Raw genomic sequence first — 22204 nt, 5'->3', positions numbered from 1 at the left:
AAGAAGGAAATACGTGTCAGAAAGATGTCTGCAGGCCGAGGCGGCCGATGACCTGATGCGTCGTGCTCGATTGAGCCGCACTATTGATCCAGGCGTTGTGTCCGCCTTCGACATCGCCGCCGGTCCACTGATAGACCGCTTCGGCATAGAGCGTCGTGCGCTTGGAGAGCAGATACTGCGCTGCGCCCGTGACCTGCTGCGCCCTGTTGTGGCTGAGCTGCGCGTTGCCCGACATGTACTGATAGTTCGCACCGAACCGGATGTCCGGCATGAACGTGTACAGCCCGCCGACCTGAAGCGCCTGCACGACGCCTCCCGTCAGCGTATTGCGCGTGTTGGTATAGAGCGCGTTGAGAAACACGTCGCCGATAGTCTGACTGACGCCGCCGCCAAAATTGCGGATGCCGTCGTGGCCGTCGTTCAACGCGGCGTACTTCGTTTCGTTGTAAGCCGCCGCGATGCCGAAACCGCCGATCGCATAGTTCACGCCGAAGCCGATCGTGTTGTTCGCGGAGAACGAACCGGGCGTATTGCCGAAACCGTACAAGGCGCCGAGTCGCAAACCTGCGAAAGTGGCCGATACGACCTTGACCGAATTCGACACGCGCGAGGTGCCGCCGGTTTGATCGAAGTCGAACGAGCCGGTCGGATTCTGAGGAATGCCGAGCGCGGCGAACGGTCCCTGGCGCATGTTGTAAAGGCCGCCATAGCTGAACGCGCCATCCAGTTTCGCGGGCGGGAAGAAGAGGAAGTCGGCCATCAGGTTGTATTGCTGGCCGAACGTGATGCGCCCGACACCGTCCTTCGACAATCCGACGAACGCCTGTCGGTTGAAATCGGCGCCCGGTCCCGGGATGCCCGCGCCGCTGTCCACCGAGAACTGCGACGCGAGTTCGAACAGGGTCTTGTAGCCGCCGCCCAGGTCTTCGATGCCACGCATGCCCCAGATGCTCGGCGTCCAGATCGAGTCGTCGGCTTTGAAGTTGTGGCTGCCGTTTTCGTTGCTCACATAGCTCACGCCCACGTCGAGAATGCCGAACAGCGTCACGCTGCTTTGCGCGTGAGCGTGCGTGGCGAAGGCGCAGGCCGCGACCAGCGCCAGGTGTGTCTTCCTCATGTTTCCTCCAGCGATTTTTATCGTTCGAGTTCAGGAAACGGCCGTTTCGATGGATTCGGCAAGCGGCAGCCGCGATACGAGATCGCTCAGCAGCGACGGCAGATCCTGACGCGTCTTCCCTCCGCCGAAGATGTAGAAGTCGGGCCGCACGCTGATGGCTTTGACGCCGTGCTCATCGAAGAACTGCCTGTACTTGCCGCTGACGTCGAGCAGCACGCGATCCTTGACGGCTTTGTCCGGGTCGGTCGTGATGCCGATCGAACGCGCTCCGATAGCAGCGAGCGCCGCCTTGCACTGCGCATCGAGAAATTGATTCGGGTGCGCGTCGAGCGCGATAACGTGAAAGCCGTTGGGCACGGCCTCGTCGTAGCGCGATGCCTCGCCGAGGTTCCTGACCTGGCCGTGCACGCTCAGCAGACCGGCCACGCTCTCGCAGGCGAACGCGGGGTTCGTGCAGATCAGGCCTTCGGCGAGGCCCGGGAACGGCGCAAGCGCTGGCACTTCGCCGGCGAGATACGCTTCGTCGCGTCGAGCGGCCTCTTCCTTGTCGGAGATGCACACGACCTGCCCCATCGCGATGGATGCGTCGATCACCGCGCGCACTTGCGGGCGACGCTCGGGCGTATAGCTTTCGAGCAGACCGTCCGATGAAATGCCCTTCAGGATCAGGTCGAAACGCCAGGCGAGATTCCATGCGTCGCGGATGCCGGAGCACATGCCCTGGCCCATGAACGGCGGCATCTGATGGGCCGCGTCGCCCGCGAGCACCACGCGCCCTTTATGCCAGTCTCTCGCGATCAGCGAGCGAAACTTGTAGACGGCATGTCGCACGAGCGTCGCGTTCTCCGGCGTGACCCACGGCGACAGCAGTTCCCACACTTTCTCAGGCTTTTGCAGGTTCTCAATCGATTCGTGCGGCAGGCGCATGAATTCCCAGCGACGGTAGCCGGGGCCGCCCGGCACCATCGTCGTCGGGCGGGCAGGGTTGCACCACTGGCCGATGTCGGGCACGTCGAGCTTCACGCCATGGTTGGGCTTCAGATCGATGACGAGCCAGTCTTCCTGAAAGCCCAGATCGTCGAACTCGATGTGCTGCGACTTGCGCACGAAGCTGTTCGCGCCATCGGCCCCGACGATATAGCGGGCGCGCACGGTCTGGGTCTCGCCGGTCGGCTCCCATTTCGCGCCGTTCATGACGCCACGACGCAGCGTCAGTTCGCAGCAGTCGGACAACTGCCGCAAGGTGGTGGCTTCCCAGCCTTGCTGCACCGAGACATTCGGCAGAGACTTCGCCTTCTTGTCGAGCAACGCTTCGAGTGACGGCTGATTGAAGAGATAGCCCACTGGGCCATCGCTGATCGATTCCGCTGACCAGTCGATTTCGACGAGCGTCTTCCATTCCGCGTTGAACCACTGATATTTGGACGACGGCTGCGAGATGCGCTCGACATCCTCTCCGATATCCATCGCATGAAAGATGCGGCGGATCTCGTGGTCATGAAAGACAGCGCGCGGAAGCGGATACAGCGAAGGCCAGCGATCGAAGACCGCGACGTCATAGCCGCGTTCGCCAAGCAATATCGAAAGAGATTGCCCGACCGGTCCGTATCCGACAATCGCGACGTCGAGAATGTTTTGATCTGTCATTTCAGTTTACCTGCGGAAAATTAGAGCGAGTTGTGCCCTGACGCCGGATGAACCGGCAGTCATCGAATCGATGCAAGGGGTTGAAGCGGTCAGTCTTTTAAAGCGACGCTGGCTTCGGTGTTATGGATGAAGTCGTCGGGGACCGGCGGGCCCCATAGATAGAGCGAGTCTTCTGGCGCGAAGTCCCCGGCGGGCCACGTCGTGCCTGCGGACACGAAATCGATGTCGGCGGAGTACTCGCAGAACGAGCCCCACGGGTCTTGCACGTAGTGGAAGTAGTTCGAGCCCAGCACGTGTCTGCCTGTGCCCCAGCCCTTTGTAAAGCCAGCAGCGGCCATCTGCAACGCGCCCTGGCCCACGAGATTCACGTTGTCGACGTCCCACGCCGCGTGATGCCAGCCGCGCGCGCTGCTCTTGGCGAACGCGACCAGATGATGGTCGCTGCCGTGCGGCGCATGCGTGAACGCGATGATGTCGAGCGACTTGTCCGACAGGCGCAGGCCGAGCGCATTGCCGTAAAAGTCGAGCGCGCCGAGGACGTCGGGCGAGAACAGCAGCACGTGAGACAGACGTCGCGGACGCACGGTCTGCGCTTCCGAGCGCATGTGCGCGCCGCGCTCATCCGCGTGGCTCGATGCGACGACGCACGGCTTCTTGTCGAATGGCGTCGTCTTCGGTCCGATCTTCACCTGGATCAGGTTGCCGTCCGGATCGCGGAACCAGAAGCCGCGATCGGGCGATGCAACCAGTTCCGCACCCGCCGCCACCACCTGATTGCGGATCGCCGCGAGATCTTCTTCGAAGCAGTTGAAACTGAGATACGCGAGTGACTTTCCCGATGCGGGAAGGATGCGCGCCCAGCGATGGCCATCGGCTGCGCGCAATTCGAGTTCCGCAGCGGTCGCCGCCACATCGAGACCGAACGCGCTGAAGAAGCGCTCGGCATCGGCGAGTGAGGGAACGTTGAGCGCAAAGTGATCGATCGAGTGAACACTCGCGCATGCGGATGCTACGGCAGGGTCGCTCATGACCGTGTCTCCATGTTCGCCATGTTGAATGAGCGCCGGCTCTGCGACCGGCTTCGCGGATAAGGAATCAGCGCGCTGCTTCGTCGGCGACGACGTTGCGCAGGGTGCCGATCTTCTCGACCGACACTTCGCACACGTCGCCCGCTTTCATCAGGAGCCGCGGCGTGCGCGCCCAACCGATGCCCGATGGCGTGCCGGACACGATCACGTCGCCCGGTTCGAGCGTGATGGCTTCGCTGATCACGCTGATGAGCGTCGCGACGTCGAAGACCATGTCGCTGGTGCTGGCCGACTGAACCACTTCGCCGTTCACGCGTGTTTCCAGCAGCAGGCCTTTCGCGCCCGCGGGTAATTCGTCGGCGGTCACGAGGTCGGGGCCGAACGCACCCGTGCCATCGAAATTCTTGCCGACGGTCCATTGCGGCGTCTTGAACTGATACTCGCGCACGGAGCCATCGTTGAAGAGCGCATAGCCTGCGACGTGCGAGAGCGCGTCTTCTTTCGAGATGTGGCGGCCGCCTGTACCCAGCACGACCGCGACTTCGCCTTCGTAGTCGAGCCCTTCGCAATCGGTCACGCCCGGGCGAATCATCGGCTGCTCGTGTGCGATGAGACTGGTGTTGACGCGCAGGAAAAGCGTCGGGTAATCGGGCTGTTCGTACTTGCTCTCCTTAGTGTGATCGGCGTAGTTCAGACCCACGCAGACGATCTTCGGCGGCTTTTGCAGCGGCGGAAGAAACTTCAGGCCAGCGGCCGGCACTTTGTCCTCCGTCGCGTGGGTCTTCGCGTACTCATCGAGACGCATGCCGCGAGCGAGCAACGACTCCAGCGGCTCGTCGCCGATGACGCGCACATGATCTCCATCGCGAACGCCGAGGGTTGCCTTGCCATTCTTTTCGAAACTGACGAACCGCATATTGCCTCCTGGTCACCCGAGGCGCGCTGCCTCAAGGTCGAATGATTTTCGAATTGACGAATGTGTCATTTTCAATTCTAAGCAAAATGACAATAGCGTCAATATGAATTGGCATAGGACAAACCCGCAGTCGGCATGCACTGCTAAAATCAAGCCAGATCAAAGGGATAGTCAATGGAAGCGATAGATTCGATCGAAAATCATCGAACCCGCGTGGGCGCATTGCGACGCGAGAAGACACGCATTCGTCTGATCGAAAGCGCGCTGGGCGTTTTTGCGGAGAAGGGCGCCGACGCGCCGACGATCGACGATTTCATCGCGTCGGCGGGCGTGGCGCGTGGGACGTTCTACAACTACTTCCGCACGACGGCGGAACTGCTGTCGGCGGTAGCCGGCGAAAGCAGCGACGAAGTGCTCGCGGTCATCGATCCGCTCGTGCGCGCAATCGACGATCCGGCGCAGCGCGTGGTGGTGGGTTCGCGCCTCTATATGGGCATGGCGGCGCGCTATCCGATGTGGGGCGCGTTCATCACGCGCGTGGGCACGAAACGGGGTTCGCGAGGCCGCTTGCTCGACGAGTACCTCATTCGAGATCTGCAGATGGCTCTGGATGCGGGTCGATTCGACGCAACGGACGTGGTCGTCGCGCGCGATATTGCGCTTGGCTCGATCATGTACGGCATCGACACGCTGCTATCCGACGACGCGCCTGTGGACTACGCGGAGCAGTCGATGTACGCGCTCATGCGGGCTTTCGGAATTGGAGCGAAGGAGGCGCGAAAACTTGCCTACGCGCCGATCGCTGATCCTCCGACGCCTCGCGGCGCCATCTTCGAGCGGGCTGATGCATTGGCAGACGGAGGCGGCGATCTGCATCGTGATCCGACGAGCTAGGGCGCACGAAGAGTTTTAAAGCGTTCGTCACGTCCTTCAAGAGACGAAGAAGCTCCAGTGGGAAGTCGCGGCGCAAACGAACGACCGCACAGGCCTGGAATGCGGTCGTTCGATTCGATGGCTCCAACGTCTCAACAGGGTCGGGTGCCGCCGTTCGACGAACCTCCAGTAGAGCTCGAACGCGCATGCAATGAACGTCAGGGCCCATTCAGCTGCTACCGATTGACAAACATTCGGTTCGGTCGGTTGAGTAGCGGTTGATTGTTGGCCGGAGATGCAGGAGAAGAGCCCGGTGTGTATTGAGCAACCCAACATACCCACGGATGGGTGCGATGCCGCGGCTGAGCTGATTGGCACCGTTTGGACGCGCGCAACGACCTCCTTCCACGCGCCATTACGGCAAATACGAGCGGCAAGATGGTGGACTGGTACGCCGACGATGGCGAATGGAAGCGCTCGAAATAAATGCCGTCACACGGGCCCGGCCACGCCTTCGGATCCGAAGCCGCGGTCGTGCGAGCGAAATACCAGCGATCCAAATCGCTCAGCGCGCATCGGCTGCGCCACGGCTAAGGAAGCGTCGTTCGCGCAAGGTTGCTGCTGCCGTATCCGAGCGATACGATTCGCTACATCAGGCGAACGACAATTCGCTGTAGAAGCGCCTGTAAATCACGCCGGGTGTCGCAGACGAGATGAACATATAGAACATCGGCGCGCACCTGATAAATGATCCGGTTCTTACCGGAAAGCACCTGCCGGAAAGTCTCGTCGGCGAACCCGTCGAGCTCCGGAGGAACGTGACCACTCTCAGGAAATTGGCGGATATGCGCGATGGTTTCTTGGAGATGCGCCGAAGTCTGATGCCACGTCTCCCAACCGAATGTGCGGACGATGTAGCTTCTCAATTCATCAATACCAATCCGCGCCGTCGGCAGGACACGGTACTTCAACGGCGGGATTTGCATCAGCGGATTTTCTGCTGCCGGTCAAGCTCGTCGAGTTCCGAGAAGAAATCCTCCCCGTCGACATGGTCGCCTTGGTCAATCTGCTTCTGACCAAGCGCGAGAAGTTTCAGCAGCGCGAGCGTCTGTTGCGTGGCTTCGTAGCTCCGAACATCCTGAACGACGAGCTTCGCTTCGCCGTTCTGAGTGATGATGAGCGGCTCACCCGAGTCGGCCAGGTCTTTGACAATCTGGGCCGCCTCGCTTTTGAGATAGCTGATGGGTTTCACATGGTCCGCGAGGTGCATCCTACCTCCGTATCGATGATGTCAATAAGGACTGAATATAGACTAAATTTAGTTCGACGACAACGCGGGTGTCTATTGTCAGCCGGATGCGGTCTTCCCCGGAGGACCGCTCGGAAACCTGTTCCGCCGGGTAGACGCTTGAGATGAGAGTCTACCTCGCGCCGAAAAGACGCTTGCTGCCCTGTGAGCACATCGGATTGCCGCTGATTGCTGCAGCAAGATAGGCCGAGCACGACTTTTAAGTACTTCACAAAATATCGATCATTAAGTTTATGTTAAATGCTGAACGATTAAACCAATTGAGTGATCGGTCGCGCCGACCACTCCCTCCCATCTGACTCAAGGAATCAACCTCTTCCCCCGGTAATGATCCAGCTGACTGAAGATCATCTCCTCCGTATCGACCATCGGACTGAACCCCGCCTTGCGGATCTTGGTCGTCGACGAGATCACGTCATAGTCATAGCTGAACACGAAGTCAGCAAAGCCCCAGGACGCCACGCGTCCCAGCGGCCGACGCTGAAGTCCGTGTTCCTCCACGATCTCGTCCCAGATGCCTGCCTTGTCGGACATCCATTGAACCAGCGGCATATGACGAACGCTGCCCGCGGGCATATCGAAGTACTCGGCGATTCTCGGCCATATGGCCTGCCATCGGAACAGATCGCCGTTGACGACGTTGAACGCCTGGTTGCGAGCCGCCGCGTCGCCGCACATCCAGAAAATGGACTCAGCGAGATGGCTTGCATCGGACAGTTCCATCAGCGCGGTATAGGCGCCTGGCTTGCCGGGAAAATCCAGCGGACGCCCCAGCTTGCGGCAGATCGCGGCATAGGCGCCGATCGTCGACAACAGGTTCGGGCCTGTGCCCACACGCCTGCCGTTTATCACGCCAGGCAGGCTCACGGACCAGGTCCATCCGTGCTTTGCCGCGCCCTCGACGAGAAACTTGCGCTGATCGAAATAGTAGTTGGGCGGGACATGACCCGGATGATCCTCGCGCGCGGGCGTCGGAAACGGTCCGATGTGCAGCCCATACCACTTCGTCCCCTGCACGGCGTGAACGTGGCGAAGTGCCGGGTTCTGGCAGGCCATGGTGATGTTGCGCAGCATGTCGAGGTTTGGCCCGACGCTTTCGATCCCGACCTTCTCCCCTGGCAGCATCGCGGTGTAGAGCGTATGCGGTGCGCGCGCCGCATAAACGATATGCGTGATCTCCAGATCGCGCACTGCGTCGCGGCAAGCGTGGAGATCGAGCATGTCCGCCTTGAGGTATTGCGTCTTCCCGGCCGCGCCGGTCGTGCCTGAAGGCGGATTTCGCGAAAGACCATAGGCATTCCAGCCGGGCGTCCTCTCGACGATGTCGATGAGTTCCTGCGCGGCGACGCCCGTCGCACCTGCTATCAGCAACGTACCGTGTTTATCGCTCAAGACTGTCTCCCCATGAGGTTGTGCAGAAGTTCGATCACCGGCGCAGGCTCATTGACCGGTCGCGGATTGATTTTGCTGAACCAGTCGATCAAGGCGAGATCAGCGACCTCCCTGATCTGTTCTTCATTCATTTGAGCGATTCGCGGTCGATCAGATACGCCCAGCCGATCGAGAAATTGTTCCGCCAGGTCCGCCGGACGGCGGGCATCGCCATTTGTGGTGTCCGGGGAAAGGACGGCGTGCATGGCGTCGCTGCGGCTGACGGTGAACGCTTCATTGAAACGCATGCAGTCAGGCAGCAGCGTCGCGGCCACCCAGCCGTTCGGCTCATCGAAGCGGCTGCAGATCGCATGCGTGAGCGCCGAGAGCAGACCGCCTCCTGTCGCGTCCGCGCCTCGTCCCGTCAGGATCGCCCCGGTCACGAGCGCCGCCCGGTCTGGAGCCTTCCTGCCCGCTTTCATCGCCCGTAACTGGGCACTCAGCAATCTCGTTCCATGCAGGAGCCACGCTTCCGAATAAGGATCGATGGCGGGCGACTCGAGCGTCTCGATCCCGGAACAGAACGCATGCAACGCTGCGTTGAAGACGAGTGCAGCGGGCGCCGTCGCCAGAAGCTCGGGATGAACGAAGATGGCGCGCGCGCGCGTCTGCGGATCGAACAAGGCCAGTCGTCGCCGCGTCGATGGCTCATGAAGCGCGCTGCCCGCCCGCGCAATCGCCGTCGTAGGAACCGTTGGAATGACGAACTGGGGCAGCTTGTGTGCGCGTAGCCGCGGACTGGTCAGTGTTCCATCCGGCGCGCGCTTCGTGCTCAACACCTCGGGGTGCTGCCCTTCGGCCAGAACAACGCTCGCCGCACGTGCCGTGACGATCGCCGAGCCTCCGCCTATGGCGATGACGCCATCGGCGGAGGCTTCCCGCAAATGCTCGGCCATCGTCATTACGGAATCGACTGGACTTCCAGCCTTTACCGCAGCGGACGCGCCGCACAGCAAGTCGCCCAGTTCATGACGGAGCCGGCCGAACGCCGCCGATTCGCCGATCGACCTCGAATGAATCAAAAACGCCCGACGGCAGCCCGCGCGATTCAGCTCCGTCCGCAGATTCGCGAACACGGTGTCGCCTTGATAAACGCGCAGCTCCGGACTGATGTAACGGAAAGACTGATCGCTCACCAGAGTCTCCTCGAATGGCTGAGAACGCGTCAGGGCGTCGGATCGGGCCGGGGTCCGATGATCCCTGAAGATTCGAATTCCCTGAGCTCCGCGTCGGAATGCCCTAGCCATGCGCCGAAGACTTCTTCGTTGCTGCCGCCGAGCGGCAAGCTCGGTTCGATAGCGAGCCGCTCGACACCTTCGAAGACCAATGGCGAATGCGGAAGCACGACACGGCCGAGATGCGGATGATCGACCCATTGCAGACTGCCGCGTTCGTGCATGTTGCGATCCTGCATGACTTCCTTGAGCGATCGAACCGGCGCGCACGGCACCTTCGCCTCCAGCATGCGCGTAGCGATCTCTTCCTTGCTGAGCGTAGCCGTCCACGTTTCGATGAGTTCATCGACAGCGGCAAAGTTCTCCACGCGGCTCGAACGCGTGAGGAAACGGGGATCGTCCTTCAGGTTGCCCTTGCCCATCACATCGAGGATCGCGCGAAAATGATGATCGCCCGGCGCGTTGAGCACGACATAGCCGTCCGTGGTCGCATACACGTTATAGGGCGAGATGCCGAGTCCGCCGTGCCGGTTGCCGGTTCGCGCAGGCGCCTGATCGCCCCGCGCGTGCAGCATGCCGAGGTTGGACGCGAGCGACGCATAGGTCGCATCCTGCATCGAGACTTCGACGACGCGTCCCGTCCCGGTTCTCTCGCGCTCGTAAAGCGCGGTCATGACGGCAGCATAGAGATGAATGCCCGCCATGAAATCGCAGATGGCGGCGCCGGCCTTGACCGGCGGCTGATCGGGATGACCCGTCGAATCAATCACCCCGCACATGGCCTGCATGACGAGATCCATCGCCGGGAAGTCCTTGTATGGCCCGGTCTTGCCGTAGCCCGAGCTGGACCCATAAATCAGCCGGGGATTGACTTCATGCAACGCCTTAGCGCCGACACCGAGCCGGTCCATCACGCCCGGCGCGAAATTTTCGATGAGGATATCGGCACGCGAAACCATCTCCCTGAGCAGGTCCTTGCCCTGCTCGGACTTCAGGTTGAGGGTCACGGGCTTCTTGTTGGAATTGAGCATCGCGAACGGCAACGCCGAACCGCCCATGTCGCCCCGGCTGCGAAGATGTTCGCCGGTGAACGGCTCGACCTTGATCACGGTCGCGCCGGCCATGGCCATCAGGAAGGTCGCGTAAGGGCCGTTGTACACGTGCGAAAGGTCGATCACGGTGATACCCGACAGCGGATATCCGGCATGCATCTGGGTACTCATGGTGTCTCCTGATTCGAGGTCCGTTCCCGATTGTCATGGCAGCGACGGCCGCTGTGTCATTCGCTCCGGCCTGCACGCGCAAGCAGACGCTCCGCGCCGCGCAGATGCGGGCGATCGAGCATCTTGCCGTCGAGCGAGATCGCGCCCGCTTGCGGCGCCTGCCGGAACGCCTCGACGATGCGTTGCGCGCGCTCGACCTCGTCGACGGATGGCGTGAACCACTGGTTGATGACTTCGATCTGCGCCGGGTGAATCGCGGCCTTGCCGGTGAAGCCATCGCGCGCGGCGTGCTCGCATTCGCGCGCCAGACCCTCATGGTCGCGGAAATCGGTGAACACTGCATCGATGGGATTGGCCTTCGCCGCCACCGCTCCGAACAGACAAAGGCTTCGGGCCAGTTCGAAGGGCGCGGCATAGGCGCCATCGTGACGACGGCTCGCGCGTGCCCCAGTGTCCGCCGACAAATCTTCCGCGCCCCACAACATGCCGAAGAGCCGCTCGTGCCGCGCTTGCGCGTAGCTTGCGATGCCGGTCATGGAAGCGGCGGTCTCGGTCACGATCGGCAAGAGCCTGACTTCTCCCGGCAGCAGACCGTCGCGCGCTTCCAGCGCCGTCAGATAGTGACCAACGCGCTCCAGCATGCCGTTGTCCTCGCACTTCGGCACGACGAGCCCGAACGGTCGCGCTTGCACGACTGCCGCCATGTCGCCGGGAAGAAGGCCACTGTCCAGCGCGTTGACGCGCACGAACAGGGGCAATCGTTCACGATACTCGCGGACGAACTCGGCGCACAACGCACGCGCCCCGGCTTTTTCATGTTCGGGCACGGCGTCTTCCAGATCGAGAATCAACGCATCCGCCCCGCTGTCGAGCGCTTTCAGCAGCTTGCGGCTGTCGTGCCCCGGTACGAAAAGAAATGACCGCATGACGTGCTCTCCTTGCTGCGATAGGTGGACGGCGTCCCCGCTTGCTAGAACGTACCCAGGCCGAGAAAACCGTCGACCGGATCGAAATCGGCGAGCAGTTTCTTGCCGACAAGATCCTTGAGCGTTTCGGTCGCGCCGCCGCCGAGCGTGCCGTAGCGGGCCCCACGATAGAAGCGCGAAACCGGATATTCGTCGGTGAAGCCATAGCCGCCGTGCACCTGGAGCGCCTCGCTCGTTACGCGGATCGCCATCTCGTTGACGAACATCTTCGCGATGGCCGCTTCGTGCGGATCGGGAAACGGATTGGCCGTCAGGCACGCGCGATACAACAGGCTTCGACCTGCCTCGATGTCGCGATACATCTCGGCGAGCTTCCAGCGAATCCCCTGGAACTCCCCAACGGTCTTGCCGAAGATGGTCCGGTCGCGCACGTACTTGATCGCTTCCTCGAATGCGCCTTCCGCAAGACCGAGCGATACGCTCGGGTTGAGGCAACGCTGCGTGTTGAACGCAGAGAGCAGTTTCTTGAAACCGCCCTCTCCCAGAATGACGTTCTCGACCGGGACTTCGCATTCGTCAAACTGGATCTCGGCGAGATTCTCACCGCCCATCGTGTGATAGCGGGCCGTCACGCTGAAGCCCTTCGTGTTGCGGTTGACGAGCACGCATCCGATGCCCTCCCGCCCCTGCGTTCCGTTGATGCGGCTGAAGACCACGAACCACTCGGCCTCGTCGGCCCGGCTGATGAGCGTCTTGGTGCCCTTCACGATGGCCCGGTCGCCCTTGATGGTCGTATTGGTGCGATAGTTCGGCACATCCGTTCCTGCATGCGGCTCGGTCATGCAGACAGCCAGCATGGCATCGCCCGAACAGACCTTGGGAAGAATGTCGCGCTTCATGTGTTCAGGCGCGTAGGTCGAGATGACGCGCACCTGCACGCCCACCTCGCCCATCAATGCCATCGCCGTCGAGTAGCAGACCTTCGATACTTCCTCGAGCACGAGCGCCGTGTCGAACACGGAGAGATCGGAGCCGCCGTATTCCTCCGGAATCGACATGCCGAGCACGCCGATCTCCGCGAGTTCACGAAGGTTCTCCCACGGAAAAGTGCCATCCAGCCAGCGGCTCGCGCGACCGCGAAAACGATCTCTGGCCAGTTCTCGAACGGTGCCGACAAGCGCGCGCTGCTCGGCGGAGAGTTGGAGTTTCATATCGCTCATACAATCTTTCCTGTTGGAAGCCGCTCATGCGGCCGTTGAAGGTGTGACGATCCGGCTAGGCGGGTTCGATACGTCGAAAGCCCTGGTGATGCAGGCGTGTGACGCCCTTGAACATGTGCTCGTAGTGGTGGCGCACCAGGTGTTCGAGTTCGCCCACATGCTCCGACATCGCGGCGGCGGCGCGGGCCGCATCGCGCTCGCGCAACGCGTCCAGGATCGCCGTGTGGGCGACGATCACATGCTCGCGATTGGCCTCGGTGTAACGCACGCCGTGCAGTTCGCCATCCGCGAGCAGGCTGATTGCACCCCAGAAGGTCTCCAGCACGGTATCGCCGCTGGCATGCGCGATCGCCCCATGAAACAAGCGGTTTTCTGCGACGAATGCCTGGTTGCTCGTGCAACCGGATCGCATCCGTTCGATCGACTGGGCCAGCGCGTCGAAGTCGGCTTTGCATCCATGAGCCGCGGCTTGTGCCGCGAGCGCCGGCTCGATGGCTTCGCGCGCGTGAAGCACATCGACGAACGGCACTTCGTGAAAGCGCAGGAAGATCGACAGGTTGCGCGCGAAGGTGTCGAGCGTGGGCTTCTGCACCATCAGGCCGCCGCCCGGACCGGGTTTCTGCATGAGCACGCCCTGCGATTCGAGAATGCGCAGGCTCTCTCTCAGCGTGGGCCGGCTGACTGCATAGTCTTCGAGCAGATCGCTCTCCGTGGCGAATGTGGCGCCCGGCGCAAGCGATGACTCCGCAATCCGATGCAGGATGTCCAGCGCGATGACTTGCGATTTGCCTCGATAGGCAGCGTTGCGTGTGTTCATCAGGCCGGCTCCACGAATCGCGGCGCACGCTTCTGCTCGAAGGCGGCGAGCCCCTCGGCATAATCGGCGGAAGCCAGGATGGCCGGCAGCGCCGCGGTTTCCAGCATCAGTGCGTCGTCCAGCGGCATCTCCATGCCTTGCGCCACGAGACGCTTGATCTCGGCCAGCGCGGGCGCCGAGCGCGTCAGCAACAGAGCGCCCATCTCGCGCGCGCGTGCGTCGAGTTCTTCGGGAGCCGTCAACTCGTTGACGAGACCGATGGACAAGGCGTACTCGCTCGTCACCGGTTCGCCCAGCAGCATCATGTGCAAGGCACGGCTGCGTCCTACGATGCGTGGCAGACGTTGTGTCCCGCCCGCGCCCGGAAACGCCCCTACCCGGCTCTCGGTCAGCCCGACCGATACGCCCGTCGATGCAATGCGCAGATCGCACGCAAGAGCGAGTTCGAGGCCGCCGCCGAGTGCCGTTCCATTCAACACGGCGATCGTCACGAAGCGCGCGTTCTCGATAGCGAGCAGCGCCTCGCGAATGCCCGCGTTGTGGGCCATCCGTGCTTCGAGGTCCATGCCCTTGCGCTCTTTCAGATCGGCGCCTGCGCAGAAGGCCCGTCCCGAACCGCGAATGAGCAGCACACGGCCGCTTCGCCGTGTTACTTCGTCGACTGCGTGCTTCAGCTCGTTGACCATCGCGACACTCAACGCATTCATTCGCTCTGCGCGATCGAAACGGATTTCGAATAATCCCGGTTCGATCTCGGTGAGAATCACGCTGCTTTCCATGATCTGCCGTCTCCTGTTCTTCAGCCTGTCACTTGCGTTTCGCGCTTCACCGTGCGCTGCCCGTTGCCCTCCGCGAACTCGCGCTCGAGCCGCTCCTGATGGTCCGGATGGGCAATCGCGATGAGACGCCGTGCGCGTTCGTTGAGCGAGCCGCCGCGCAATTCGGCCATGCCGAATTCCGTCACGACCATGTCGACATCGCTGCGTGCCGTCGTGACCGGATGACCGCGCAGCGAAGCCGTGATCCGCGAATGGGCGCCGTCTGGCGTCACGGAAGGGAACGCCATGATCGACCGTCCGCCGCGCGATGCCACGCCCGCCCGCACGAAGTCGACCTGTCCGCCGACCGCGCCGAGATAGCGGCTTCCCGCCACCTCGGCGTTCACTTGTCCACTGAGATCGACTTCGACGGCTGCATTGATCGTGTAGTAATTCGCGAGCTTCGACGTCACCGTCAGGTCGTGTGTGTAGCGCGCGTTGCGCATCGATACGAGACCGCTTGCGTGAGCGAAGTCGCGCAGGCGTCGGGTGCCGAACAGCCCACCCGTGACGCACCGTCCGGCATCCAGCGTCTTGTATGCATTGGTCACGACGCCCCGCTCGACGAGTTCGACGAGCGAATCCGACACCACCCCGCTATGTACGCCAAGCTCGCGATGCTGATCGAGCGCATGCGCGACCGCCGTGGGCATGGTGCCGATGCCGAGTTGCACCGTCGCACGGTCGGGGATGAGGCTCGCGACCCGTTGCGCGACCGCGCGCTCCGTTGCGGTAGGCACCGGGTCAGGCATGTCGATCATGGCATCGTCGCTGTCCACCAGCAGATCGATATGTTCCGCATCGATGCAGGCGTCGCCGCTCGTCGCGGGTAACGACGGATTCAGGAGCGCGATCACGACGCGCGCGGCGCGCACCATTGCCTCCGGAAAATCGGAGATCACACCGAACGTATAGCGGCCGTCCGGCATCGGACGCACTTGAACCAGCGCGACGTCGATCTTGAGCAGACGCTCGTCGAACAGGCCCGGGATCGAGCTGATGTGACACGGAACGATCTCGGCCAGATGCGTGACCCGGCGGTTGTTGCCCGCGCCGTTCAGCGCGCGAAGCCCGAAGTGCGAAGCCAGTTCGGGACGCAAGGTATCAGAGGTCGTCATGCCGAACAGAAGCGTCGGACGCACCAGCCCGTCTCGCTGCTCGATGAGTCTCCGTGTCAGCGCGAGCGGCTCGCCGGGCCCCTGCGGCCAACCTACGACGTCGTGCGGGCGCAGGAAGTCAGCGTAGTGCAACTGGTCAAGTGCAACGGTTCGGGTCATCGCGTCGTTCTTCCGATCTTGATGGTCACATGGAGGCGATGCATTGCATGCCTGCGTTCTCTTTTGTCGCTTGCTCGATAATTCATTTAGATCATTTATTTCGATCGTATTGAGCCGGCCTCATGCTGTCAAGACTTCTCAGTCGTCCATCACGATGGCTCGCACGAGATTGCGGACATCGCTCGCGTGATCGAGTTGGTGGACCGCATTGCGCAGATCCTGCGCGGCCTGCTCGCCAGACTGCAACGCTGAAGCGGCGAAACAATCGGTCGCCTTGGCTGCGATGACGGCGTCGGTCATGGGTCGATCCGGATGACCGAGCGGCACGTTGACGCGCTCACTCAACTTGAGGCCGTCCATCGATTCGACCTCCAGCGCCGCCGGAGAAATGTTGCGGCTCCATTCCCGCTCGATCGCCTCATCCACGTAGGGCTCGACCTTGTTGGCCAGGCTCAGGATATCGTCGCGCACGATCGCTTCATCCGTGAAATGCCCGAGTCCGACGCGGCCATCCACCCATGCCGCCGCGACCGTGTATGGAATGCTGAACTGCGCATGAACCAGCGTCACGGGACGCCTGCGCACGTCGATGGGCGTGCAGACCGCTTCGAACGCCTGCCGCGTCACGCCCACGCGGATGCGCCTGATCTGCCGCCAGTCGAGTCCGCTGGATGCACGCAGCGTCAGGGCTGCTTCGATCGGCGTGTGATTGAAGCGGCAGCACGGATAAGGCTTGTAACTCAGCCGGCTCATTTCGAAGCGCTGGCCCAATGCATCGCAGGCAACGTCGCGATCGAAGCGGTCACGCAAGTAGACGCGCAAGAATCCATCGAGACCGTCGAAGGTCGCGTGGGTGCCGCGAATGCCGCGCTTCGCCATCTGTACGGACACGACCGCCGCCTTGGCCGCGAAGCCCGGTTGCATGCGTTTCGTGAGGGCGCCGTCGCGCGTGACCTGATGATTGCCCGCCACTTGCGAATAGACGATCCCGAGTGCATTGATCATCTCGACCCGGGTCAGACCCATGACGCGGCCAGCCGCTATCGTGGCCGCGAAGTAGCCAAACAGCGACGTGTACATATACCCGCTTTCCACGATGCCGATGGTTGTCGCCACACCCAGGCGGCAGATGGTTTCGAGGCCCGCGACGACTGCGGTGAGGAACTCTTTTCCCGACACGTCGGCGACGAGTTCCGCCGCAGCCAGTGCCGCCGGAACCACCGAGACGCCGGCGTGCAGCACGGCGCCATCGTGCGTGTCGTCATAGTCGCGCGCGTGAGCCATCGCGCCATTCACCCAGGCCGCATGATGCGCAGGGATGCGGTCGCCGAAGACAAAAGTGCTGGCCTGGGAGGTGCCCGCCCACTCCACCGCGAGCGCTCTCAGATCGGCAATGCCGCGGGCGGTGGACCCGGCTACCGCGCACACCAGCGTGTCGAAGACATTGTTCTTTGCATGAGCGACGACTTCAGCGCTCAACGACGCGAACTCCAGTTCACAGGCGAAACGCGCGAAGATCTCGCCGAGATCCTCGGTGCTGACAGCATCGAATTGCACGTTCACATCCTGCATGTCGATCTCCCTGCGATGGCGGCGGTGTCGGCGGAATTCTCTCCGAGTTGACACGGCTTCGCACCGCCCACTATCATCAAACTATTTAGATTATTTAACGGATCGCAAGCACGCCTCGTGCACGCTTCGACCGTACCCATGATATGAGCACGCGTCCGTCCGCCTCTTACCTCGGCAAATCGCAAACCATCGCGCAAGAGCTTCTTGCGAAGATTGCCGAGTCCAATCTGGAACCTGGCCAGACGTTCGCGACTGAAGCCGATCTTCTCAGCCAGTACGACGTGAGCCGTCCCACGCTTCGCGAGAGCGTGCGTATTCTCGAAGCGCAAGGCGTGCTGGAACAGCGCCCCGGCCCCGGCGGCGGACTTGTCGTGCGGCGTCCCAGCCTCGACATGCTCGCCGAGTATCTGTCCATTTATCTGCGCTTCAACGGCGTGCCGTTTCTTGCCGTCCTGAAAGCGCGCGAAGTGATTGAGCCGGCGCTTGCCGCCGAAGCAGCACAACACGGCACCGACGAAGACTTCGACGCACTCGAGGCGTCCATCGACCGGATGAAAACCGGCTGCGAGCAACAAGAGGAATTCGTTACTGAGAACCGAACGTTCCATAGCGTGATCGCCCGGGCGAGCGGCAACAAGGTGCTCGAAACCTTCTGGGGAACCATCAGCCTGCTTGCCCACGGCGAGCATCATGGCGTTCGCTATACGTTCGGCAACCGGCGGCACGTGATCGCCGCGCATGAACGCATCCTTGCAGCGTGCCGGGGGCGCGATGCCGGCGCGGCCGCGGAGGCGATGTCCGAGCATGTCGGCGCACTGGAGCATCTCGTGCGCGATCACTACAAGCATCTGCTCAAGAAGCCCACGACCGTGCGTGATCGTCACAGCGGACGTTGAAGACCTGGAAGTGGCCTGCATCATCGTTTGAGCGGCAGGTGCGCCGTTTCCTTGAGCGTGAGCGTCGTCAGGAAGCTGAGCACCGCCGCGCCGATCACGTAGAAGCTCGGTGCGAGTTCGTATCCGGTCAGCCGGATCAGATACTCCGCGATAACCGAGGCAAAGCCGCCGAAAATTGCCACGGAAAGGCCGTATCCGATCGACACACCGGTCGTGCGAAGACGTGTTGGAAACAACTCGGCCATCGCCGCCGTGCAGACGCCCGCGAAGATGCCGACGAGGCTTCCGTCGGTGAACAATGTCAGTCCCACCAGCCAGTACGAGTCGCTGTTGCGGAAGATCACGAACGACGGATACGCAAACACCATGAAGCCGATTGCGCCGGCCAGGATCAGCGGCTTGCGGCCGAGACTGTCTGACAGCCTCGCCGCTATGAACGCACCGACCATCAGCATGAAGAGCCCGCCTGTCGCAAACCAGAGCGGCGCGGCACCGTGAATGCGGCCATGCAGGATGATGAATGCGGGTGCATAGACCAGGAAGACATAGTGCGTGACAAACCAGCATCCGGAGATGCCCAGGGTTTGAAGTCCGCCGATCCACACGCTGGCGCGATCGCCTTCGTCCGCCTTGGTCGTCCCTTCGTTTCGCTGCTCGATCAGAAAGTCCGGCGTCTCGTCGACCTTCGTTCTGAGGTAGTAGCTCAGCGGGGCAATGATCAATCCGCCGATGAGAAACGGTACGCGCCATCCCCAGCTCTGCAAGGCGTCCGGTGACAGCAAGGTCGAGAGCGCCGCGGCGAGACCCGATCCGACCACCGTGCCGCCGACAGCCGTGATGTTCGACAGGCTGCTGTACACGCCGCGCCGGTTCGACGGCGCCCACTCCATCAGGTAAGTCGTCACGTTACCCGAGTCCCCGCCGGCGGAGAATCCCTGGATCAGTCGGCAGCAGACCAGCAAGAGCGGCGCGGTCACACCGATCTGCCAGTACGTGGGCAGCAGCCCGATCACCAGCGTCCCGAGACCCATCATCGGCATGGTGACCATCAGCGCGAACTTGCGGCCTTTGACATCGCCGATCCGGCCAATCACCACCGCTCCCAGCGGCCGGGAGATGAAACCGATGCCGAACACCGCGAACGCAGCAATCAAGGCGGTTGCACGGTCCGCGCTGGAAAAGAACTGGCTCGAGATGACGGTCGCCAGATAGGCGTAGCTGGCGAAGTCGAACCATTCGAGCGAATTGCCGACGATCGTGCAAACGACTGCATTCCTTCGCAGACGCGTCACGGTGCTTCGTTCGAGCGCGGCACCATCGCCGTGCAACACGTGGGACGTCATCGTTGTCTCCCTTCCATACGAGTCTGTCTGATCGACGGCTTTACTTCAGCCCGGGCAGCGTGGCGATGCCATAGGCGCGGCATGCCGTGCCGTGGAACAGGTCTGCCCGCTCTGTTGCGGACAAGGAACGGGTCGCCCGTTTGAACGCGTTCCACAGGGCCACATACGAGCAGGATTGTTTGTCGACCGGGAAATTGCTCTCGAGCATGCAGCGGTCCGATCCAAAAAATTCCACGCACGTTTGCATATACGGAGACCACGCTTCAGCGAGCGCCTCCGAATTCGCCGGCTGCGATTGCTGCTCGAAACCGAAGCCGAAGACCGGCATACCCATGCCGCCGATCTTCGCCACTACGTTGGGCCGTTCGGCGAGCTTTCGCATGCCTTCTCGCCACGTCGCGAATACGGCACGGCGATCATGTCGATACTCCTCGACGCCGATCGCGATGCCGACATGATTGAGGACGATGGGTATGTCGGGAAAGGCATCGGCAAGGTCCGCTACGTCGTCGAGTTGCGTATGAAATACGAGCGCATCGAACGCCAGCCCGTGCTTTCCCAGCAGCCTATACCCGGAACGGAATGCCGGATCGCGCAGAAAGCCCTCGCGTCCAGCGCTCAGCATGCCTTGTCCCACTCTGCCCGTCGCGAACGTGGCTTGCAGACGCACACCGCGAAGTCTGCCGCGCGCCGCTTCTGCATGAGCCTCGATGATCGCTTCCACCTTGTCGCCGGCAGCGAGATCGATGTGGGACACGATCGCCGCAGCCACCTGACATGGACCCGTCGCCGTGGCAAGCGGCGCAGCGCTCAGGGCCGCGATACGCTCGACCTCGCCGAGTGACTGAAGCTCGGGCGATGCATCCATGCGCCAGCCCGCCTTGTAGGCCTCGACATACACCGTGCCCACCACGCGATGGCCGCCTCCGATATCGGCCGCGAGATCATCGAGCAGATAGCGGTAGGTATCCGTGCCCGCGCCGTAAAGATGATGATGCGCATCGACGATAGGCAGCTCCGGTTCGAGCGCGGTCTCGGCTTGGGCGCCTGCATGCCAGTGCTTCAGCGCTTCCGTCGAACGGATCCGGTTACCAGTGAAAGCGGGCGGCGTCACGTGGTTCACAATTGTCCCTCCGCTCAGGCATTGAGCACGAACAGGCGCTCTTCGGTCATGTCGCGGATCGCGTATTTCGGGCCTTCTCGTCCCATGCCGCTCTCCTTGACGCCGCCGTAAGGCATCTGGTCCGAACGCCAGCGCGATGTACCGTTCACGATCACGCCGCCCGTGCGTACCTTGCGATAGGCCGATAACGCAAGATCGAGCGAGTTCGTGAAGATGCCGCATTGCAGGCCGAACGGACTTTCGCTGATCGCATGAAAGATCGGCTCGATGTCGTCGTACGGCTGGATGGTCATGGCCGGCCCGAAGATCTCCTCGCAGACGATCGGCATCGACGCGTCAACCGACGAAAGAATGGTGCCCGGGAGCTGTGCCCCCTTTCGCTCGCCGCCCCGGAGACGTTTCGCCCCTGCCGCGACGGATTTGTCGATCACGTCCGCCACGCGCACTGCAGCGTGCTCATCGATCAGCGTGCCGACTTCGGTAGCGGGGTCGAGCGGGTCGCCGAAACGAATCGCGTCCATCTCCTCGCATACGAGCTCGACGAACGTGCTGTGGACCTCTCTGTGCACATAGACGTTCTGCACCGAGATGCAACTCTGGCCTGCGAGCAGCACCGCGTTGCGCGCGCACGCCTGCGCGGCCGCGCGCAGATTCGCATCCGCGTGAACGAAGGTCGGACCGACACCGCCGAGTTCCAGCGCGAGCCGCTTCATGCCGATGGAATCACGAATGATCTTGCCGACAGGAATCGATCCGGTGAAACTGACGAAATCGACGCGCGAATCGCGGACCAGTGCGGGCGCGATCGAGTCGCCGTAGATCATGTTGACGGCGCCGGCAGGCAGGCCGGCATCCAGGAATGCATCGATGAAAAGCGACGCAGCCAGCGGCGCTTTCGGCGATGGCTTCAGGACGATGGTGTTGCCCGCGGCAATCGCGGAGCCCACCTTGTGCGCGGCGAGATTGACCGGCGCATTGAACGGCGTGATCCCGGCGACGACGCCCACCGGAAAGCGCATCGTCATGGCCATCTTGCCTGCACCGATGGCCGTGGCATCCATCGGCACATGTTCGCCTTCGATGCGCACCGCTTCTTCCGCGCACAGACGCAGCGTGTCTGCTGAACGCAGGGTTTCCATGAGCGCGTCCCGATACGCCTTGCCGCTTTCACGCGACATCGTGTTGGCGATCTCCGTGGCGCGCGCGCTCGCTGCATCGGCGGCACGGCGCAGGATGGCCGCGCGCTCGTAGCCCGGCATCGATGCCATGGCGCCGCGTGCCTTGCGCGCGGCATCGAGAGCGTGGTCGCAGTCGGTCATCGTCGATACGGGAACGGAGCCTACGACATCGCCACGAAACGGATCACGCACGTCCTGATACTCACTGGACTTGCGACGTTCTCCGTCGATATATGCGCCCAGCTTGCCTACCGTCAGACCTGCGTCCGGAGCTGCCTGCATGCGAATTCTCCAACCAGTGTGGTTTCAAGAGTT

At 62.2% G+C, this 22204-nt stretch carries 20 protein-coding genes; 2 read left to right on the top strand and 18 right to left on the bottom strand.

The window, feature by feature from the left end; all coding sequences use genetic code 11:
• Positions 1 to 16: 16 nt before the first annotated feature.
• From QCE88_RS26690 to QCE88_RS26675, 4 genes are all read right to left on the bottom strand, one after another.
• Positions 17 to 1117: a porin gene (locus tag QCE88_RS26690; RefSeq protein WP_309907883.1), complete on the bottom strand. Its 1101-nt coding sequence runs from the start codon at positions 1115 to 1117 to the stop codon at positions 17 to 19.
• A gap of 30 nt (positions 1118 to 1147) precedes the next feature.
• Positions 1148 to 2764, bottom strand: a complete 1617-nt coding sequence (locus QCE88_RS26685) for a bifunctional 3-(3-hydroxy-phenyl)propionate/3-hydroxycinnamic acid hydroxylase (RefSeq protein ID WP_309907882.1) — start codon at positions 2762 to 2764, stop codon at positions 1148 to 1150.
• Between the two features lie 89 nt (positions 2765 to 2853).
• On the bottom strand, positions 2854 to 3792 hold the full coding sequence (locus QCE88_RS26680; RefSeq protein ID WP_309907881.1) for a VOC family protein: 939 nt from the start codon (positions 3790 to 3792) through the stop codon (positions 2854 to 2856).
• Positions 3793 to 3859: 67 nt separating this feature from the next.
• Positions 3860 to 4708, bottom strand: coding sequence for a fumarylacetoacetate hydrolase family protein (locus QCE88_RS26675; RefSeq protein ID WP_309907880.1), 849 nt, complete (start codon positions 4706 to 4708; stop codon positions 3860 to 3862).
• A 174-nt stretch (positions 4709 to 4882) separates the two neighbouring features.
• On the opposite strand from QCE88_RS26675, the gene QCE88_RS26670 reads away from it, so the two are divergent.
• Positions 4883 to 5602 (top strand): TetR/AcrR family transcriptional regulator, encoded by a 720-nt coding sequence (locus QCE88_RS26670; protein ID WP_309907879.1) that lies wholly within the window; start codon positions 4883 to 4885, stop codon positions 5600 to 5602.
• Between the two features lie 626 nt (positions 5603 to 6228).
• Here the strand turns inward: QCE88_RS26670 and QCE88_RS26665 are convergent.
• The 11 genes from QCE88_RS26665 to QCE88_RS26615 all read right to left on the bottom strand — a co-directional run bounded on the left by QCE88_RS26665 (position 6229) and on the right by QCE88_RS26615 (position 17349).
• Entirely contained in the window at positions 6229 to 6567 is a 339-nt protein-coding gene (locus tag QCE88_RS26665; RefSeq protein ID WP_309907878.1) for a type II toxin-antitoxin system RelE/ParE family toxin, read from the bottom strand.
• The gene (locus tag QCE88_RS26660) at positions 6567 to 6851 is read right to left on the bottom strand and encodes a type II toxin-antitoxin system Phd/YefM family antitoxin (protein WP_309907877.1); all 285 of its coding nucleotides are present in this window, start codon (positions 6849 to 6851) and stop codon (positions 6567 to 6569) included. Before QCE88_RS26660 ends, QCE88_RS26665 begins: the two co-directional genes overlap by 1 nt.
• Before the next feature lie 339 nt (positions 6852 to 7190).
• Entirely contained in the window at positions 7191 to 8282 is a 1092-nt protein-coding gene (locus QCE88_RS26655) for an NAD-dependent epimerase/dehydratase family protein (RefSeq protein ID WP_309907876.1), read from the bottom strand.
• A complete protein-coding gene (locus QCE88_RS26650) occupies positions 8279 to 9457 on the bottom strand; it encodes an iron-containing alcohol dehydrogenase family protein (RefSeq protein ID WP_309907875.1) in 1179 nt (392 codons plus the stop codon). The genes QCE88_RS26655 and QCE88_RS26650 overlap by 4 nt, the downstream gene beginning before the upstream one ends.
• A 29-nt stretch (positions 9458 to 9486) precedes the next feature.
• A complete protein-coding gene (locus QCE88_RS26645; protein ID WP_309907874.1) occupies positions 9487 to 10719 on the bottom strand; it encodes a CoA transferase in 1233 nt (410 codons plus the stop codon).
• A 56-nt stretch (positions 10720 to 10775) separates the two neighbouring features.
• A complete protein-coding gene (locus QCE88_RS26640) occupies positions 10776 to 11645 on the bottom strand; it encodes a CoA ester lyase (protein ID WP_309907873.1) in 870 nt (289 codons plus the stop codon).
• A gap of 44 nt (positions 11646 to 11689) precedes the next feature.
• Positions 11690 to 12865, bottom strand: coding sequence for an acyl-CoA dehydrogenase family protein (locus QCE88_RS26635; RefSeq protein WP_309907872.1), 1176 nt, complete (start codon positions 12863 to 12865; stop codon positions 11690 to 11692).
• 55 nt (positions 12866 to 12920) lie between these two features.
• A complete protein-coding gene (locus QCE88_RS26630; RefSeq protein WP_309907871.1) occupies positions 12921 to 13682 on the bottom strand; it encodes an FCD domain-containing protein in 762 nt (253 codons plus the stop codon).
• Positions 13682 to 14461, bottom strand: coding sequence for an enoyl-CoA hydratase-related protein (locus QCE88_RS26625; protein WP_309907870.1), 780 nt, complete (start codon positions 14459 to 14461; stop codon positions 13682 to 13684). The genes QCE88_RS26630 and QCE88_RS26625 overlap by 1 nt, the downstream gene beginning before the upstream one ends.
• Positions 14462 to 14481: 20 nt before the next feature.
• Positions 14482 to 15777: an acetyl-CoA hydrolase/transferase C-terminal domain-containing protein gene (locus QCE88_RS26620; RefSeq protein ID WP_309907869.1), complete on the bottom strand. Its 1296-nt coding sequence runs from the start codon at positions 15775 to 15777 to the stop codon at positions 14482 to 14484.
• A gap of 138 nt (positions 15778 to 15915) precedes the next feature.
• Positions 15916 to 17349 (bottom strand): MmgE/PrpD family protein, encoded by a 1434-nt coding sequence (locus QCE88_RS26615; RefSeq protein ID WP_309907868.1) that lies wholly within the window; start codon positions 17347 to 17349, stop codon positions 15916 to 15918.
• Between the two features lie 143 nt (positions 17350 to 17492).
• On the opposite strand from QCE88_RS26615, the gene QCE88_RS26610 reads away from it, so the two are divergent.
• Entirely contained in the window at positions 17493 to 18245 is a 753-nt protein-coding gene (locus QCE88_RS26610; protein ID WP_309907867.1) for an FCD domain-containing protein, read from the top strand.
• Positions 18246 to 18265: 20 nt separating this feature from the next.
• Here QCE88_RS26610 and QCE88_RS26605 read toward each other — a convergent pair whose 3' ends face one another.
• From QCE88_RS26605 to QCE88_RS26595, 3 genes are read right to left on the bottom strand one after another with little or no spacing between them, the layout of a single operon-like run.
• Positions 18266 to 19588, bottom strand: coding sequence for an MFS transporter (locus tag QCE88_RS26605; RefSeq protein WP_309907866.1), 1323 nt, complete (start codon positions 19586 to 19588; stop codon positions 18266 to 18268).
• A gap of 40 nt (positions 19589 to 19628) precedes the next feature.
• A complete protein-coding gene (locus tag QCE88_RS26600; RefSeq protein ID WP_309907865.1) occupies positions 19629 to 20711 on the bottom strand; it encodes an amidohydrolase family protein in 1083 nt (360 codons plus the stop codon).
• Positions 20712 to 20725: 14 nt separating this feature from the next.
• Entirely contained in the window at positions 20726 to 22171 is a 1446-nt protein-coding gene (locus QCE88_RS26595) for an aldehyde dehydrogenase family protein (RefSeq protein WP_309907864.1), read from the bottom strand.
• Positions 22172 to 22204 lie beyond the last annotated feature (33 nt).

It is taken from the genome of Caballeronia sp. LZ035, from assembly GCF_031451175.1.
Classification (GTDB): Bacteria; Pseudomonadota; Gammaproteobacteria; order Burkholderiales; family Burkholderiaceae; genus Caballeronia.
This window is presented reverse-complemented; position numbering and strand designations above follow the sequence as displayed.

Bases quoted from the DNA above. Each gene is read 5' to 3' on its own strand.
- QCE88_RS26690 (WP_309907883.1), bottom strand. From the start codon at position 1,117: ATGAGGAAGACACACCTGGCGCTGGTCGCGGCCTGCGCCTTCGCCACG.
- QCE88_RS26685 (WP_309907882.1), bottom strand. From the start codon at position 2,764: ATGACAGATCAAAACATTCTCGACGTCGCGATTGTCGGATACGGACCG.
- QCE88_RS26680 (WP_309907881.1), bottom strand. From the start codon at position 3,792: ATGAGCGACCCTGCCGTAGCATCCGCATGCGCGAGTGTTCACTCGATC.
- QCE88_RS26675 (WP_309907880.1), bottom strand. From the start codon at position 4,708: ATGCGGTTCGTCAGTTTCGAAAAGAATGGCAAGGCAACCCTCGGCGTT.
- QCE88_RS26670 (WP_309907879.1), top strand. From the start codon at position 4,883: ATGGAAGCGATAGATTCGATCGAAAATCATCGAACCCGCGTGGGCGCA.
- QCE88_RS26665 (WP_309907878.1), bottom strand. From the start codon at position 6,567: ATGCAAATCCCGCCGTTGAAGTACCGTGTCCTGCCGACGGCGCGGATT.
- QCE88_RS26660 (WP_309907877.1), bottom strand. From the start codon at position 6,851: ATGCACCTCGCGGACCATGTGAAACCCATCAGCTATCTCAAAAGCGAG.
- QCE88_RS26645 (WP_309907874.1), bottom strand. From the start codon at position 10,719: ATGAGTACCCAGATGCATGCCGGATATCCGCTGTCGGGTATCACCGTG.
- QCE88_RS26640 (WP_309907873.1), bottom strand. From the start codon at position 11,645: ATGCGGTCATTTCTTTTCGTACCGGGGCACGACAGCCGCAAGCTGCTG.
- QCE88_RS26635 (WP_309907872.1), bottom strand. From the start codon at position 12,865: ATGAGCGATATGAAACTCCAACTCTCCGCCGAGCAGCGCGCGCTTGTC.
- QCE88_RS26630 (WP_309907871.1), bottom strand. From the start codon at position 13,682: ATGAACACACGCAACGCTGCCTATCGAGGCAAATCGCAAGTCATCGCG.
- QCE88_RS26625 (WP_309907870.1), bottom strand. From the start codon at position 14,461: ATGGAAAGCAGCGTGATTCTCACCGAGATCGAACCGGGATTATTCGAA.
- QCE88_RS26620 (WP_309907869.1), bottom strand. From the start codon at position 15,777: ATGACCCGAACCGTTGCACTTGACCAGTTGCACTACGCTGACTTCCTG.
- QCE88_RS26615 (WP_309907868.1), bottom strand. From the start codon at position 17,349: ATGCAGGATGTGAACGTGCAATTCGATGCTGTCAGCACCGAGGATCTC.
- QCE88_RS26610 (WP_309907867.1), top strand. From the start codon at position 17,493: ATGAGCACGCGTCCGTCCGCCTCTTACCTCGGCAAATCGCAAACCATC.
- QCE88_RS26605 (WP_309907866.1), bottom strand. From the start codon at position 19,588: ATGACGTCCCACGTGTTGCACGGCGATGGTGCCGCGCTCGAACGAAGC.
- QCE88_RS26595 (WP_309907864.1), bottom strand. From the start codon at position 22,171: ATGCAGGCAGCTCCGGACGCAGGTCTGACGGTAGGCAAGCTGGGCGCA.